Annotated in this window: 11 protein-coding genes and 3 pseudogenes; 8 read left to right on the top strand and 6 right to left on the bottom strand. The window is 60.9% G+C overall.

What is annotated here, in order from left to right; genetic code table 11:
* Positions 1–443: pseudogene (locus VKR55_RS02635) on the bottom strand (MBOAT family protein); the annotation flags it as partial.
* Positions 444–1,486: 1,043 nt separating this feature from the next.
* Between VKR55_RS02635 and VKR55_RS02630 the strand changes: the two are divergent.
* Entirely contained in the window at positions 1,487–1,603 is a 117-nt protein-coding gene (locus VKR55_RS02630; RefSeq protein WP_324399372.1) for a hypothetical protein, read from the top strand.
* An 801-nt stretch (positions 1,604–2,404) separates the two neighbouring features.
* On the opposite strand, the pseudogene VKR55_RS02625 reads toward VKR55_RS02630, so the two are convergent.
* A pseudogene (locus VKR55_RS02625) lies at positions 2,405–2,884 on the bottom strand (alpha/beta hydrolase); the annotation flags it as partial.
* Here VKR55_RS02625 and VKR55_RS02620 point away from each other — a divergent pair.
* The 6 genes and pseudogenes from VKR55_RS02620 to VKR55_RS02595 form a co-directional block, all read left to right on the top strand.
* A pseudogene (locus tag VKR55_RS02620) lies at positions 2,882–3,505 on the top strand (helix-turn-helix transcriptional regulator); the annotation flags it as partial. The pseudogenes VKR55_RS02625 and VKR55_RS02620 sit on opposite strands and share 3 nt — an antisense overlap.
* A 292-nt stretch (positions 3,506–3,797) precedes the next feature.
* Complete coding sequence (locus VKR55_RS02615; RefSeq protein ID WP_324399370.1) at positions 3,798–4,748, top strand: PDR/VanB family oxidoreductase; 951 nt, start codon at positions 3,798–3,800, stop codon at positions 4,746–4,748.
* 17 nt (positions 4,749–4,765) lie between these two features.
* Positions 4,766–6,106: an aromatic ring-hydroxylating dioxygenase subunit alpha gene (locus tag VKR55_RS02610; protein WP_324399368.1), complete on the top strand. Its 1,341-nt coding sequence runs from the start codon at positions 4,766–4,768 to the stop codon at positions 6,104–6,106.
* Positions 6,103–6,579, top strand: coding sequence for an aromatic-ring-hydroxylating dioxygenase subunit beta (locus VKR55_RS02605; RefSeq protein ID WP_324399366.1), 477 nt, complete (start codon positions 6,103–6,105; stop codon positions 6,577–6,579). Before VKR55_RS02610 ends, VKR55_RS02605 begins: the two co-directional genes overlap by 4 nt.
* A gap of 7 nt (positions 6,580–6,586) precedes the next feature.
* Complete coding sequence (locus VKR55_RS02600) at positions 6,587–8,203, top strand: ATP-dependent acyl-CoA ligase (protein WP_324399363.1); 1,617 nt, start codon at positions 6,587–6,589, stop codon at positions 8,201–8,203.
* 26 nt (positions 8,204–8,229) lie between these two features.
* Positions 8,230–8,958 carry an SDR family NAD(P)-dependent oxidoreductase gene (locus tag VKR55_RS02595; RefSeq protein WP_324399361.1) on the top strand — a complete coding sequence of 243 codons (729 nt, stop codon included), beginning with the start codon at positions 8,230–8,232 and terminating at the stop codon, positions 8,956–8,958.
* 8 nt (positions 8,959–8,966) lie between these two features.
* Here VKR55_RS02595 and VKR55_RS02590 read toward each other — a convergent pair whose 3' ends face one another.
* From VKR55_RS02590 to VKR55_RS02575, 4 genes are all read right to left on the bottom strand, one after another.
* Positions 8,967–9,449 (bottom strand): MarR family winged helix-turn-helix transcriptional regulator, encoded by a 483-nt coding sequence (locus tag VKR55_RS02590; RefSeq protein ID WP_324399359.1) that lies wholly within the window; start codon positions 9,447–9,449, stop codon positions 8,967–8,969.
* A complete protein-coding gene (locus VKR55_RS02585; RefSeq protein ID WP_324399357.1) occupies positions 9,449–9,943 on the bottom strand; it encodes a MarR family winged helix-turn-helix transcriptional regulator in 495 nt (164 codons plus the stop codon). The genes VKR55_RS02590 and VKR55_RS02585 overlap by 1 nt, the downstream gene beginning before the upstream one ends.
* A gap of 149 nt (positions 9,944–10,092) precedes the next feature.
* Complete coding sequence (locus VKR55_RS02580) at positions 10,093–11,658, bottom strand: indolepyruvate oxidoreductase subunit beta family protein (protein ID WP_324399355.1); 1,566 nt, start codon at positions 11,656–11,658, stop codon at positions 10,093–10,095.
* Positions 11,655–13,814: an indolepyruvate ferredoxin oxidoreductase subunit alpha gene (locus tag VKR55_RS02575; protein WP_324399353.1), complete on the bottom strand. Its 2,160-nt coding sequence runs from the start codon at positions 13,812–13,814 to the stop codon at positions 11,655–11,657. Before VKR55_RS02575 ends, VKR55_RS02580 begins: the two co-directional genes overlap by 4 nt.
* Positions 13,815–14,102: 288 nt before the next feature.
* Between VKR55_RS02575 and VKR55_RS02570 the strand changes: the two genes are divergently transcribed.
* On the top strand, positions 14,103–15,209 hold the full coding sequence (locus VKR55_RS02570; RefSeq protein ID WP_324399351.1) for a cupin domain-containing protein: 1,107 nt from the start codon (positions 14,103–14,105) through the stop codon (positions 15,207–15,209).
* The last annotated feature ends 66 nt before the right edge of the window (positions 15,210–15,275 follow it).

Below are 15,275 nucleotides of genomic sequence, written 5' to 3'. Positions count from 1 at the left end.
TTGGATTCGGCTTTTTGTTTACCGCGATAAACTTCGATTACGTAGCTCAAGCTTTGGAACGTGTGAAACGAGAGGCCTATAGGCAGAATGATTTGGATGGAGGGTCCGGACAACCGCCATCCAAACAACCCCGCAAGACCGATGACATTGCTGGTGAAGAAATAGAAATATTTGAACACGAAAAGGACGAGGCAGGTCGCGAGCACGCTGCCTGCAAGCAGGCACGAGCGGGCGCGTCCGGCCGTCCTCTCAAGATAAAGTCCTGCCGTGTAATCGATGGCGATCGTCAGCGCCAGGATAAGGATGTAGGCCGGGATAAAGGCCATATAGAAAATGCAACTGGACGCGAGCAGATACGCTGTCTGGAACCGTTGCGGAAGCAAGAAATAAATTGCCGCAACGATCGGAAAAAATATCGCGAACTCTAGCGAATTGAAAAGCATTGCACTACCGAGCAGGCGCGAGGACTCACCATGTAGCTAGCATTGAACTCGGTCTCGATTCACCCGCTATTGCAGTTGGTATAGTCCATGAGTTTTAGCCGGCGACCGAGCCCACATCCGCGCAGTTATGACCCTGTTGGCAACGACTGAGATGCCGCTCTCGATGGGTGCCTGGGATGGCTATGTTAAATTAAAAACTATGCATGACCAAACACTTTAATTGACCAAAACAAATTAATTTGAAGATAATTTTTAATTATTAATAATCGAAAATCAAAGGATTTAAATCATTTTGCGCCAGCGCGTCGTGGAAGTAACGTATTGTTGTTATTGCAACGCCGGATTGCCGATTTCGTCGCGTTTTGTGCGGCCTTCGATTTCTGCAGCATCGGCCGATGCTCGGCGGTTACGCATCAGGCACTGCTGGAGGAGGCAGAGCGGCGAGCGAGCTTACACCGTGGCAGCGAGTGGGCCGACCTGAAGGACAGCACCTTTCGCGGTCGGGGCAGGACCTGCGACAACTGCTCCGGACGGAACACGAGGACGCTCGGTGCGAAGAGATCGCGCGGCGCGAATACGTCCCGACCGCGCTGTCGCGCAGATGGCGTCGCGCGCAAGGCCTTCCAACATTTGTATTGTCCGCGCAAGACCTGAGCTTGCCCGGTCGCTCGCTTACCGCATCAAGCGGATGTTTGAGGAGGCTCGGAGGTCAGCGGCTGGTATAGCCACGACAGATTGTCACAGAACTTCACGAGACTCATGTCGCGGATAATTTGGTTGCGCAACCGGGCGAGGGCTCCGGCCGGGTGGTACTCCGGCTGTCGAGAAGATCGACAAGCTCCTGGCCTCCGCGGGTGCGCAGCTCAACCGGCTGGTCAGGGAAGCGACGGTACGCCAGCGGTTCAAGCTCCAGCTCCAGCTGCTGCACGTCTGTGTTTGAAACCGTGTTGAGGGATTACGCTTTTCGCCATCACGTCAAACCGGGAATACCAGGTTGGGCGTAATGCAACGGCGCTCGAGGACCCACGCCGACCATTGAACACGTGGCGAAGCGCGTGAAACTCGATCTGGGGTCTATCAACAACTGGAGCCTCTGGCTTGACTTCCTAATTCTCATCAAGACGACTTTCGAGGTCCTCCGAAGGCGGAACGCTTGCTGATCGGCTCTGGCCCATACCGCACCGTGCTTGTTGTTGGCGCCTCGGTTACGATGTGAGCGGCAATACGGCGACAGAGATGTCCAGCATCCACAAATGGAGCCGGATTCGATCCCACTGGGTAGCCCGAGCGCGACCAGCGCACTTGGCGCTGGATAAAAGCCGGGGGGCTTAGCACTCACCCAAATTCTGCCTTATGATGCTATTCGCGGCTTTTGGAGCTTCGGGGATCACACTTTGCTGAATCGCACCTGAGCCGCCAGCTTAGCGAAGTATTAACAGGCAGGACGCAACCTGGCTGCGGAAGAGAACGCTTCCCGCCGACTGGCGCGTTGAGACAACAAACGATGATTTGGGTTCCTATAGTCAGTTTGGCGGTTGGCGCGCTATTGGCGCAACGCTTCAAAATCATTGTGGTGTTGCCGGCAACCCTCGCGGTTGCAGTTGTGGCGTTCGGTGTTGCAACAACGCAGAATAGCAGCGCTTCATCGACTATTATGATCATTGTCGTGACGAGTGTCAGCATGCAGGCCGGCTACTTTGTCGGAATGATGGTTCGACGCGGCATGGGTGGCGCAAGCAGGTCTTCGTTTTCCCAAACCACGTCGGCACGGGATCCCGCGCGCTAACGTCGCGGCCAGCCTACCCCGAACAGGCAAGAAGCATTCTTAGAATTCAGGCAGACTCATCGAGACCGGGAAGGTGAGCGGTATTCATGCGAAAGATTTAGTGAGATATCGCAGGTTCGGCGGGCGTGGGGAAAGGCGGTAGCGCTCCAGCGCGTTCTCTGTGACGAGACCCTGTTCAGTCCCGCCCTGCCTCCATGATCGCTCTTGCCAGGCGCGCCGGATCGGAGAAGCACAATTCGTGGCTACCCAGCACCTGCACCAGACGAAACAGTCCGAGCTTTTCCGACAGCCGCGGATGCCAGGGGTAGCCGTGCGGCAGCGCAGTATCCTCGGTACAGTTGATATAGGACTTTGCAACCTGCATCTCTGCCGGATTCGTTTTCAGCGCAATCTTGTCGCTGAAGGTTTTGAGCGGATGCGGATTGAGGATGTCGTAGGCGCGCCGCGCCAGTTCGAGGTCGGCATCGTTGATGAAGGCCTCGCGCCAGATTGGGAACGGCAACACCACCGAGCCGTCGCCGCGCTCGGCCGCGATCGCCTCGAACAGACCAAGATAGTGCGGCGGCACCATATCGTTGAGCGACTCGCCGTTGTTGGGGACGAAGGCGTTCCAATAGACGAGCCTGCGAATCAGCTCGGGCACAAGGTCGGCAACGACCGCGAGGTGACGCTGCTGCATGATCGTCGGCCAGCGCTGGAGGTCGCCTCGTTCTGGGTGCCCTCGCGCGCGTTGCGGGATCGGCTGCCGCCATCTTTCGACTTCGAGGCGGAGCGGGTCTCGGACGACCCTCATGTTGGCCATCTCATCGTCGAGACGGCGCGATCGCTGAACTCCGGCGCGCTGCGCATGACGGAGCAGGACGGCATTCGGTTGTTTGGCGTACTGCTCGATCTCGTCGCGCTCAGCCTGTCGCACCGCACGCGGGGGCAAACGGCGGAAGCGACGTGCTTTGCGGATGTGACCGCGCTCGCGCTGCGGCGGACCGTCCACGACCGGCTGCGCGAGCAGGGGCTGACGGTGGCGGCGGTCGCAAGCGCAGTCGGCATCAGCGAGCGCTATGTGCACAAGCTGTTCGAGCGCTCCGGCACCACGTTTTCTCACTACATCATGGAGCGTCGCCTCGACGGCGCGGCGGCGGATCTGAAAGATCCGACGCTCGTGAACCGCGAGATCGGTTCCATCGCCTTCGATTGGGGCTTTTCGGACCTCTCGCACTTCACAAAGCGCTTCAAGCAGCGCTTTGGCTGCCGGCCACGAGATTGGCGCAGCAGGTAAGATCTCGGGATATGGCCGACATCGATGCCGTCACGCCCGATGTTCATGGCGACCACGACCACGTGATCCCATCTCAATGACGTAGAAAATCGCTGCCCTGGTAGCGGAGGGGCATTTGTGCCGTCGCGCACCGGCGGCACGCCCCTTGATGCAGCGCGCGGCCCGGACATCGAAGCGGACGGCTTCGCCGAGCTCGAACGCTGGACTGGCGCCCCCTCGGACGGGCGTCGGATTGACAGCCAATTATTATATGTATAAAAATATGTAAATTCATATAATGTGAGATGCCTGAATGGACGCGCATCCGCTCAAGCTCAAGGTGCAGTCAGTCGCTGCGGAGACGCCGTTCATTCGGAGCCTTGTGTTCGGCGTGGAGGGCGGTGCGGTCCCGCAATGGCAGGCCGGCGCGCATATCCGCGTGTCGCTCCCAAACGGCGGAGACCGGCCGTATTCGTTGATGGCGTTGCCGGGCCTGCCCGACGGCACTCTTGCGCTGGGGGTTTTGCGCGAGGAGATGTCGACCGGCGGCTCCCGGTTCATGCATGCGCTCAAGATCGGCGACGTCGTGCAGGCGACCGCGCCGATCAACAATTTCCGTCTGCATGAGGGAGCTGCGCCCGCGCTTCTGTTCGCCGGCGGCATCGGCGTGACTCCGATCCTGTCCATGGCGGCGGAACTGACGGCGCGGGGAATTTCATATCGCATGCACTATGCCGGACGAGTGCCGGGGCGACTGGCGTTCCTGCCCCAGTTGCAGGCGATCTGCCCAAAGGGCCTGTCCGTCCATTACGACAGCGACGAGTCCCGCCTGGATATCGCGGCATCGCTTGCCGATGCGCCCACAGACTCCCACGTTTACGCCTGCGGCCCTGCGGGCATGATCGATGCGGTGAAGGCGGGCGCACTCGCCCAGAGCATCCCGGCAGATCGAATCCATTTCGAGCTCTTCAAGGCGGAGCCGCCCAACTCTTCCAATAAGCCGTTCGAGGTCGAGCTCAAGTCCACAGGACAGGTCATCACGGTCACGGCTGATCAGAGCATCATCCAGGCGTTTGAAGCGGCGGGTCTCGACGTTCTCTACGACTGCCAGCGGGGCGACTGCGGCATCTGCCAATGCGGCGTGATCGCAGGCGTACCTGATCATCGCGACGTCATTCTCAGCGACGACGAGAAGGCGTCCAACAAGGTCATGCAGATCTGCGTGTCGCGCGCGAAATCGGAACGACTGGTGTTGGATCTCTAAGGGAGGCAAGGGTCGCCATGGCAAAATACGGACAAAATGTCCGCAAGATCGCGGCGCTGGTGCGCGACGCCGAGGTGCACCGCGACGTCTATGTCGACCCCGAGATATTCGAGCTCGAGATGGAGCATCTATTCCCGAACAGCTGGATTTATGTCGGTCATGCGAGCCAGCTATCGAAGCCCGGCGATTTCGTCACCGCCAATATCGGCCGGCAGCCGATCATGGCCAGCTGCCACACCGACGGCTCCATCCGCGTGTTCTACAATCGTTGTCCGCACAAGGGTGTGAAGATCGCTTCCGAGCCCTGCGGCAACACCGGCAAGTTCTTTCGCTGTCCTTATCACGCCTGGTCGTTCAAGACCGACGGCTCGCTGCTCGCGATCCCTTTGAAGAAGGGTTACGAGGGAACCGGCTTCACGGATAGTCAGGCGAACGAGGGACTATCGAAAATCAAGAACGTCGTCATCTATCGCGAATTCATCTTCGCGCGCCTGAACGACAACGGCGTGTCATTTGAAGATTATTTTGGCGAGAGCCTTTCGACGATCGACAATATGGTCGATCGATCACCGGAGGGAAAGCTGGCGGTCGAGGCCACACCCATCCGCTACATGCACACCTGCAATTGGAAGATGCTGGTCGAGAACCAGACCGACACCTGCCATCCCATGGTGGCGCATGAGAGTTCGGCCGGCACCGCCGTCAAGGTCTGGAAGCGCGAGCAGGGCGACTCCATGGAGACGCCGATGGCGGTGCAGCTCTACGGCCCCTTCATGAGCCCGTACGAGTTCTATGAGCAGAGCGGCATCAGGATCTGGCCCAACGGTCACGGACATACCGGCGTCGCCAATTCCATCCATTCCAGCTACTCGGATATCGAAGGTTATCTCGACCAGATGGTCGCAGCCTATGGCGAGAAGAGGGCCCACGAAATCCTGGGAGAAGTCCGGCACAACACCGTCTATTTCCCGAACATCATGGTCAAGGGTGCAGTGCAGATCCTCCGCAATTTCATCCCGATTGCGGTGGACAAGACGCTGGTCGAGAGCTGGGTCTTTCGTCTGGTCGGCGCGCCCGACAAGCTCTATGAGCGAGCGTTGATGTACAACCGCTTCATCAACGCGCCGACCTCGATCGTCGGTCATGATGATCTCGAAATGTATGAGCGGGCCCAGGAAGGGCTGAAGTCCAACGGCAATCAATGGGTCAATCTGCGGCGGCTTTATGAGAGCACTGAAGAGCAGGACGTCACTGCGGTCATCAACGGCACGTCGGAACGCCAGATGCGGAACCAGTTTCATGCCTGGGCCAAATTCATGACCATGGACATGGACAAGCGCGTTGAGGCCGCGGAATGACCAACGAGAAATACATCACGGATCTCATCTATCGGGAGGCCGAGCTTCTCGACACGATGCAGTGGCAGGCGTGGCTCGATCTGTTTCACCCCGAGGGGCGATACTGGATGCCGCTCGAATGGCAGCAGCAGGATCCGGTGCTCCAGCCGTCATTGATGTACGAGGATCTTCTGCTATTGAAAGTGAGGGTCGAACGGCTGTCCGGCGAACGCACCTTCAGCCAGAAGCCGAAGAGCCGCTGCCATCATCTGCTCCAGGCGCCGCAGATCATTGCGTGCGACACTGCCGCCGGTGTGTTCAAGGCGCGGACGTCCTACATCTACACCGAGACGCGCGGCGAGATGCTGGAGCGCTATTCGGGATGGGCGTCACACGATCTCATTCAGGTCGGCGATAGCCTCAAGATCAAGCTCAAGCGCGTCGATCTCGTGAATTTCGACGCGCCATTCGGCAATATCCAGCTTTTCATGTGAGTATGCCTTGACCGCAGCCACCACAGTGTATGTTCGCTTTTGCGAGATCGCCCTCCGCCGGGGCGAGGCCGGCTTTCTCAACGTGCTGCCGGAGACGGCCGACATCTACGGCATCGCGGCCGGCGAGATTTCGTATCGCGCCATGCTCGAGCGGGTGGAACGCTGGCGGACGGCATTTGCGAGCCGGGGTTATGGCGAAGGCCACAGGGTCGGGCTTCTGCTCCAGAACAGGCCGGTGTTCGTCGAACTGTGGTTCGCGCTGAATGCGCTCGGCGTCTCCGTGGTGCCGATCAACCCGGATTTGCGGATCAGCGAGCTCGAATACATCATCGCGCATTCCGAGATGAGCGCGGCGTTCGTCCTCGCGGATCGGCGCGGCGAGGTCGAGACCGCGGCGCGCCAGGCCGCCAGGCCGATCCCGGTCGCGACCGAGAACGGGGATGTTCCCGAGCCTTTCGATGGCACGCGGTCGGCGTGCGCCGGTGACGGCTCGACCGAATGCGCGCTGCTCTATACGTCGGGGACGACCGGGCAGCCGAAGGGCTGCGTTCTCACCAATGAATATTTCCTGCATTCCGGAAACTGGTATCGTGATGTCGGCGGGTTGATCGACCTCAAGCCCGATAGCGAGCGCATGATCACGCCGCTGCCGCTGTTCCACATGAACGCGATGGCCGTCTCGCTGATGGCGATGTTGTCGGTCGGTGGCAGCCTGACCGTCCTCGATCGCTTCCATCCGCGTAGCTGGTGGAATTCGGTGCGGGATAGCCGGGCCACCTGCCTGCACTATCTCGGTGTCATGCCGTCGATGCTGATGAGCGCTCCATCGTCTAAGCAGGATCGGGCGCACACGGTGCGGTTCGGCTTTGGCGCGGGCGTGGACAAGCTGCTCCATGCCCCCTTCGAGGCGCGCTTCGGCTTCCCGCTGCTTGAAGCCTGGGCGATGACCGAGACTGGAAGCGGCGGCGTGATCGCCGCCAATGTCGAGCCACGCAAGGTCGGCACCAGTTGCTTCGGCCGCCCGGCACCCGAGGTCGACGTTCGCGTCGTCGATGACGACGGCAACGACGCGGCGGTGGGAACGCCGGGCGAGCTCTTGGTGCGGCGGGCGGGCGCGGACCCGCGCTACGGCTTCTTCCGGGAATACCTGAAGAATCCGGAAGCCACCGAGGAGGCCTGGAAGGGAGGATGGCTGCATACCGGCGATATCGTGTCGCGCGATGCGGATGGCGACCTTCATTTCGTGGACCGCAAGAAGAACGTGATCCGGCGCTCCGGCGAGAATATTGCCGCGGTCGAAGTCGAGTCCGTCCTCAACCGTCATCCCGCGGTTCGGCAGGCTGCGGTCGCGGCGACACCCGATCAGGTGCGCGGCGACGAGGTCGCGGCCATCATCATTGCGGAGCGAGCTGGGGCAGACCGCGCGCTGGCCGAGGACATCATCGGCTGGAGCCTGGAGCAGATGGCCTATTACAAGGCGCCGGGCTGGATCTGCTTCGTCGACAGCCTGCCGCTAACCGCAACGGAGAAGATCCAGCGCGGCGGGCTGAAGGATTTTGTCGCGACGCTGATGCGCGATGGCGCGTTCCATGATCTCCGCGACCTCAAGCGGCGGCAAGTCTGACGTCGGATATTTGCAGGAATTCGATCATGAGCCAGACCCGCACCACGCTCATTACCGGGGGCAATTCGGGGATCGGCGAAGCGCTCGCCAGGAAGCTCGTCGAAAAGGGGCAGCGCGTGGTCTCGGTGGGGCTGGAGGAGCCGAGCTGGACGCACGATCTGCTGTCGGCGTATCGCGCGGACTTGACCCGCATCGAGGAAACGCGCGCAATCGCGCAAGAAATTTGCCGGGGTCACACGATCGATTGCCTCGTGCACAACGCCGGCATCATCCTGCCGAACCTGCTGTCCGATGCGAAGCCGGAAGACATTTTGAGACTCGCTCAGTTACACCTCGGGGCGCCGATGCTGCTGACCCAGGCTGCGATGGAGGGCATGCGCCTGCGCCGCTTTGGGCGCGTGGTGTTTGTCAGCTCGCGGGCCGCGATGGGCGCGGCCACGCGCTCGGCCTATTCCGCCACCAAGGCCGGCGTGCACGGCATGGCGCGAACCTGGGCGCTGGAGCTTGCCTCAAGCGGCATCACGGTGAATGTCGTGGCGCCCGGACCGATCCTGACCGACAATTTCTGGGGCATCATCCCGAAAGGCTCCGAGCAGCAGGAGCGGATGGCCCGCAACGTGCCGGTTGGGCGGCTCGGCTCGCGCGACGACGTGGCGCACGCGATCGAATTCTTCCTCGGTGAGCGGTCCGACTTCGTGACCGGCCAGGTGCTTTACGTCTGCGGCGGCACCAGCCTCGTCGGCCTCGGCCCCTGATCCGCGGGTTATATCTGGTTCTGGCGGATGTTCTCGACCATCTTGGCCAGCACGCGCGCGCAGACCTCGATATCATCGGGATCGATGCCCGCCGTCAGCCTCTCATGGTTTTTTTCCATGATCGGCCAAATCTTTCGCAGGAGCGCTTCACCGTCCACCGTCAAGGCGACGACCCGGCGACGCTGATCCTCTTCCGCGATCTCGCGCTTGACCAGGCCTGACGACACCATGGACTCGATGATGCGGCTGGCAGTCGACTGCTCGGTTACCGCGAGAACGGCGATCTCGTTGACGGTGAGAGTCTTGTAGATGAAGAGGACTGACAACGTCCGAAACACGACGTTGTTGATGCCATGCTCGCTCAGATCGCGATTCTGGTCGAGGTTCCAGCGATTGGCCAAGCGGTTGAACAGATACGGAATGTAGTTTTGCAGCTGGTCCCTTGTCCTCGGCGGACCCGACTTCCATCTGCTCTTGGATTCTCTGGCCATTATTTCTTGCGACCTTGCCTATTGCTCTCGGTACGAATTTTTGAGGACAAGGATTTCAAAACGGACAGCGCGGTGTCGAGCTCCTGGGCGGAGATGGTCTCAAGCCGTTTGCTGAGATGCTTCTTGTGGAAGTCGGCCGCCTTCCTGAACAACGCTTCGCCGTTCGGCGTCAAGCGTACGATGAACGACCGCCGATCCTCGCTCGACATTTCCTTGCTGATGAGGTCGTCGGCGAGAAGACGCTGCACCAATCCTGAGACGTTTCCGCCGGACACCTTCAGATTTTGCGACAACTGCCCGAGGGCGAGCCCATCAGGATAGCGATCGAGCTGGGCCAGGACATCGAACTTCGCAAGCGACAACCCGAACTCCGAACTCAGGACCGAGTTCAGTGACGTAAAGATCTCGCCATGCAGGGATAGCAATTGAAGCCAGAGCCGGGTTTCGACCTGCCCAGGGACGGGAACAATCTTCTCTTTGAGTGCTGCCGGCATCGCATAGCCATCGTGTAAAGAGGGTCTCGTCGTACTGGGTGGAAGACGATCGCGCTCCGATTAGCCTACCGGGAATCGTAGTCAAGAAGCTCAATCCTGACGTTGTTCAGGCCGGACGGCAATCGAATCCTGCGTCGACCCCCATAAGGTCATGCGAAAGTCTTGATGGTTTGGATGACGCCGTCGAGCTCATTGCCCACACTGTCCTTCAGCGCAGCCTCCCGCAGGCGGCGTGCCCAGTCGGCGGCGTCGTCACGCCGCTCGACCAGCTTGATCGCAGCCAACGTCTTGTCGAATTTCGACAACCCTCGGCTGTGAGTATCCGAATAACCCTTGACCAGGCGACGGCACTGGAGGATCTCGACACCTAACTGGTAGTTGATTGTGACAGCCTCGGTTGCGGCCTTGAGCCATTCGTCCCGATGGGCCGTCTCAACGGCGTGGCGCAGCGAGCGGCGGCGCATGCCGCGAAGCCCGCCTACGACATAGAGCGCAAGGAACGAGGAGAGTGAATAAGTCCGCACCCTGCGCCCCTTGTTGACGCGTCGGTCGAGCCAGCCGAGGAAGCGCGGCCTCGCGTCGAGCCAGCGGCCCAAGGCCGCCGGCAGCATACCCATGACCTCCTCCATGCGAGGGTGCATGAACTCGGTGGTCTGGAGGACCTGGTTCTGCGACAGCTCCAACTCGCTTTCGATCCGCGCGCGGCGGCCGGAGCGTGTCTTCAGGTCAGCCACGCGAATGACGTCGTCATAGGTCATGGCGTTAGCGAGATACTTGGCCGCGGCCTGCGTGAAGGCAAATTTCCTGTCGGCGCCCCCGCTGCCTCGATCGGCCGCGTGGAGCGTGCCGAGGATGTCGAGATATTCGGCGCCGTAAGCAACATCCTGGAAATCGATCACCTTCTTCAAGCCGGCGCGGGTCATGGCAAGCGCAGGCGCGGGCAGTTCCTGATTCAACCGCGCGATCAGTGCGGCGAGACGGGGATCGGGCGCCCCGGGAGAGTGGATGGTATCGATCTGCTCCGATTGCGGTGGTATCGCAACATCTGGAGACCTGGCCTCAACCCGGTCAAAGGCGGCCTCGAATGTCTCAAGGCTCGCCTTGGCGCCCTTGTCGCCGGCGCGGATCACATCGCGATAGCTGTCGCGACTGAAGGGCAGCACGCCGGCGCCCGCGAGCGCGCCGAACATCGCAGCCGAAATGACGCTGCCATGCGTCGCGGCCAGCGCGTTCATGTCGAAGATGATCTCGGTTTTCGCCGCAACACCGATCGCGCCGGTGACGGCGCCCTTGTCGGCGATCCCGTCGCCCGGCGCGATCTTCTCGCCTATCGCAAATGACCGGTGGTTGGACGCAATCAGCGTGGTGCGGTCCGGCGTGACGAGACCGCGCAGGATGGACCGGCCGGCCTCCATGAATTCTGCCGCCATCACGACGTCGACATCGCCGGGCGTCGGCATCAGCGACAGGATCGGCTTGCGGTCCTCGAGCGGTGGCATTGCCTCGATGTAGTAGACCGTTGCGCCGGTGCGTTGAGCGACGCCGGGCACCGAGGTCGATTGTGCGATCCAACCATGATCCTCGGCGAGCTGGACGATCCAGTCGGTCAGGACACCACCGCCCTGGCCGCCCATCGCAACGATCGCAATCGAGATCGGCCGCTCGGTCGCGTCGCCCGCGGCGGGAAGGGCCAGTCGGACCGTCTCGTCTCTCATGCGATCGCCTCGAGCGCCGGACGCCGGCGGTCGCGCCGCCGCTGCAACCAGCCGATCACCGTCATGGCAATCTTCGATTTGAACTTGTCCCAGCGGGTCGGATTATGAATGACGTCGGCGCGATAAAACGAGGGGCACAACACGGCTGCTTCAGCGACCTCGCCGCAATTGCCGCAGCCGACGCAGGAGTTGTCGATGGCTGCAACCGGATCGTCCCGCAGCGGATCGTCCAACTTCTTCACGGAGAGCGACGGGCAACCGGAAAGCCGGATGCAGGCGTGGTCGCCGGTGCAGACGTCCTCATCGACGCCGAAGCGCTCCTTGACAAGACGGACGCCATCCTTGATCGCCTTGTTCATCTGCGGCTTCACGCGACGCTGCTTGTTGAGCATACATTCGGAGGAGGCGACAATGACCTTGGGGCCTTCCGCTTCGGTCGTCAGCGCTTCCCTCAGCGTGTCGCGCATCTTGCCGACGTCGTAGGTCCGGTCAATCTGCCGGACCCATTGGCCGCCGATGCCTTTCACGGCCTGCACGATCGAATTGTTGGTGTTGCGCCGCTTGTTGATCGCGCGCGACGACATGATGTCCTGACCGCCAGTTGCGGACGTGTAGTAATTGTCGACGATGACGAAAACGCCGTCATGCTTGTTGAAGACGGCGTTGCCGATGCCGCTCGTCAGTCCGTTGTGCCAGAAGCCGCCGTCACCCATGACGGCGATCGAGCGCTTGTCCGCCTTGACGTTGAAGGCCGACGTCGAGGCCGGGCCAAGGCCAAAACCCATCGTCGTCGCGCCGATGTTGAAGGGCGGTAGGATCGAAAAGAGATGGCAGCCGATGTCCGCCGAGATGTGGTGCTGGCCGAGTTCCTCCTCGACGAGCTTCATGGCGGCGAAGATCGGTCGTTCCGGGCAGCCGGTGCAAAGCCCGGGCGGGCGCGCCGGCACGACGTGCTTCAGCTTCTCGACCGCGGGATGATTGAGCACGGGGGCCGCGTCCGGCGCGGGCGGCCTGTTACCGAGCAGTCGCGGCTCGGTCTTTTCCAGGAATTGGCGGATGCCGCCGAGCAAGACCTGCGAGGTATAATCACCGCCCATCGGCAGCACATCCTTGCCATGGACGCGCGCATTGATGTCCTTGCGGCGCAGGACGGTGTTGACCGCCTGCTCGAGATATTCCGGCTGGCCTTCCTCGACCATCAGGATGGCGTCCTTGTCGAGGCAGAACTCCGCAACCTCCGTATCGATGACGGGATAGGTGACATTCATGACATAGAGCGGAATCTGCGTGTTGCCGTAGGCATCCGACAATCCGAGATATTGCAAGGCGCGGATCACGTTGTTGTACATCCCGCCCTGCATGATGATCCCGACCTTGCCCTGCTTCGGGCCGATCCGTTCGTTCAGCTTCCTGTCCTTGATGAATGCGATAGCCGCGGGCATCCGCGTCTTGATCTTCTCCTGCTCGTGCTCGTAGGCCGCCGGCGGCAGCACGATACGGCCAACATCGCGCCTGGGATTGTTGAGGGCGTCCTTGATGGTATGGGCGGGCCGCGCATTGTCCTTGCAGACAAAGCTTCCGTGCATGTGACAGGCGCGCACGCGGACCTCGAGCATCACGGGCGTGTTCGAGACCTCGGACAGTTCGAAGCCCTTTTCGATCAGGTTGACGATGCATTCATGGTCGGGACGCGGATCGAGCAGCCACATCTGCGATTTCATTGCAAACGCATGAGTGCGCTCCTGCATGATGGAGGAGCCTTCGCCGTAATCCTCGCCGACGATAATCATCGTTCCGCCGGTGACGCCGCCCGAAGCGAGGTTGGCCAGAGCATCGGAGGCAACGTTTGTGCCGACGGTCGACTTCCACGCGACCGCACCACGCAGGGGATACATGACCGAGGCCGACAGCATAGCTGCAGCCGCCGCTTCGTTGGCGGAGCTTTGGAAGACGACGCCGAGATCGTCGAGCACGTCCTTGGCGTCGGCGAGCACGTCCATCAGATGCGAGATCGGCGAGCCCTGGTAGCCGCCAACATAGGCGACGCCCGATTGCAGCAGTGCCTTGGTGATGGCGAGGATGCCTTCGCCGCGGAAGGTATCGCCGGCGCCGAGCCTAAGATCCTCGACTTCGCGAGCAAACGACCGTTCAGCCATTGCACCCTCCAGAAATATGCGATATCATACTTTTACATGTGAAGTAAGTCAACGCGACGCATGCTATCACTCTTGCCGCGCTCTGGTCCGGAGGGCGATCATGAGCCAGCGACAGGGTCGGGCCAATGCTGAAGCCAGCGTGCTTTAAAGCTGCCGCCGTCTGGGCCTCACCTGTATATCTCAACGCGAGCGCAACCGCCGACAAGGTGGCTTCACTGGTGCGTGAGGCCGCGGCCAATCGCGTGAGACTTGTCGCGTTCCCCGAAGAGACAGGACTTGGAGGATAATATGCACGAAAGCATTATCGGCCGGGCCAATGTCGAGGATACTCCCGAACTCGAGGCCTATTACAAGGATCTCGAAAAGTACGAGGCGGGCGCCCTGTGGACGGTCGCCAACAAGATTGAGCCCTGGCAGCCGCAATCAGCGTCGGTTCCCGTGCTCTGGCGATACAACGATCTGCGCGAGCACGTGCTGCGTTCGGTGAAGCTGGTCTCGCCGGAGAAGGCGGGGCGGCGGGTGATCTATCTCAACAATCCCGGTCGTCGTGATGTGTCGGCCGCGGTCGGCTGGCTTTATTCGGGATTGCAGGTGATGCATCCGGGCGAAGTCGCCTCGGCTCACGCGCACTCGGCCTCCGCCCTGCGTTTCATCATGGAAGGTTCCGGTGCCTACACCATTGTCGACGGTCACAAGATGACACTCGGCGCACGCGATTTCGTGCTCACGCCGAACGGCACTTGGCACGAGCACGGGGTCGAAGGCAACGGCTCTGTCTGCATCTGGCAGGATGGGCTCGACATCCCGCTCGTCAATGCACTGGAAGCCAATTTCTTCGTGGTGCATCCGAATATCCATCAGGAAGAGTCCGGATATCCCGTGGACGACATGACGATGACCTGGGGCAATCCCGGACTTCGGCCGGCCACTTCGCGTTGGTCGAAGGGCTATTCCCCGATGTTCAAATATGAGTGGGAGCCGACCTATGACTCCTTGCGGAAATATGCCGCCGCGACCGACGGATCGCCCTACGACGGCATCCTCATGAACTACGTCAATCCAATCACCGGCGGACACGTGATGCAGACGATCGGCGCGAGCATGCAGCTGCTGCGGCCGGGCGAGAAGACAAGATCGCACCGGCATACCGGAAGCTTCATCTATCAGGTCGCCAAGGGCTGCGGCTATTCGGTGATTGGCGGCAAGCGCTTCGAGTGGCAGGAGCGCGACATTTTCTGCGTCCCGTCCTGGACATGGCACGAGCACGGCAACGCGTCGGAGAGCGATGACGCGTGCCTGTTCTGCTTCAACGATCTGCCCGTCATCGAAGGCCTCGGCCTCTACCGGGAAGAGGCCTATGGCGACAATGCGGGGCACCAGTCAGTTGCCGCCTGACGTTTCCCCACGGAATTCAATCGAAAGAATCGGATCAAGCTTCCATGCGCCTTGCTACCTACACCT

This window comes from Bradyrhizobium sp. (assembly GCF_035309285.1).
Taxonomy (GTDB): domain Bacteria; phylum Pseudomonadota; class Alphaproteobacteria; order Rhizobiales; family Xanthobacteraceae; genus Bradyrhizobium.
The sequence above is the reverse complement of the archived record's forward strand: the minus strand, read 5'-3'. Positions and strand labels throughout refer to the sequence as shown.

Excerpts from the sequence above, each read along its gene's own strand:
- VKR55_RS02615 (WP_324399370.1), top strand. The coding sequence starts at position 3,798 with ATGGACGCGCATCCGCTCAAGCTCAAGGTGCAGTCAGTCGCTGCGGAG.
- VKR55_RS02610 (WP_324399368.1), top strand. The coding sequence starts at position 4,766 with ATGGCAAAATACGGACAAAATGTCCGCAAGATCGCGGCGCTGGTGCGC.
- VKR55_RS02605 (WP_324399366.1), top strand. The coding sequence starts at position 6,103 with ATGACCAACGAGAAATACATCACGGATCTCATCTATCGGGAGGCCGAG.
- VKR55_RS02595 (WP_324399361.1), top strand. The coding sequence starts at position 8,230 with ATGAGCCAGACCCGCACCACGCTCATTACCGGGGGCAATTCGGGGATC.
- VKR55_RS02590 (WP_324399359.1), bottom strand. The coding sequence starts at position 9,449 with ATGGCCAGAGAATCCAAGAGCAGATGGAAGTCGGGTCCGCCGAGGACA.
- VKR55_RS02585 (WP_324399357.1), bottom strand. The coding sequence starts at position 9,943 with ATGCCGGCAGCACTCAAAGAGAAGATTGTTCCCGTCCCTGGGCAGGTC.
- VKR55_RS02580 (WP_324399355.1), bottom strand. The coding sequence starts at position 11,658 with ATGAGAGACGAGACGGTCCGACTGGCCCTTCCCGCCGCGGGCGACGCG.
- VKR55_RS02575 (WP_324399353.1), bottom strand. The coding sequence starts at position 13,814 with ATGGCTGAACGGTCGTTTGCTCGCGAAGTCGAGGATCTTAGGCTCGGC.
- VKR55_RS02570 (WP_324399351.1), top strand. The coding sequence starts at position 14,103 with ATGCACGAAAGCATTATCGGCCGGGCCAATGTCGAGGATACTCCCGAA.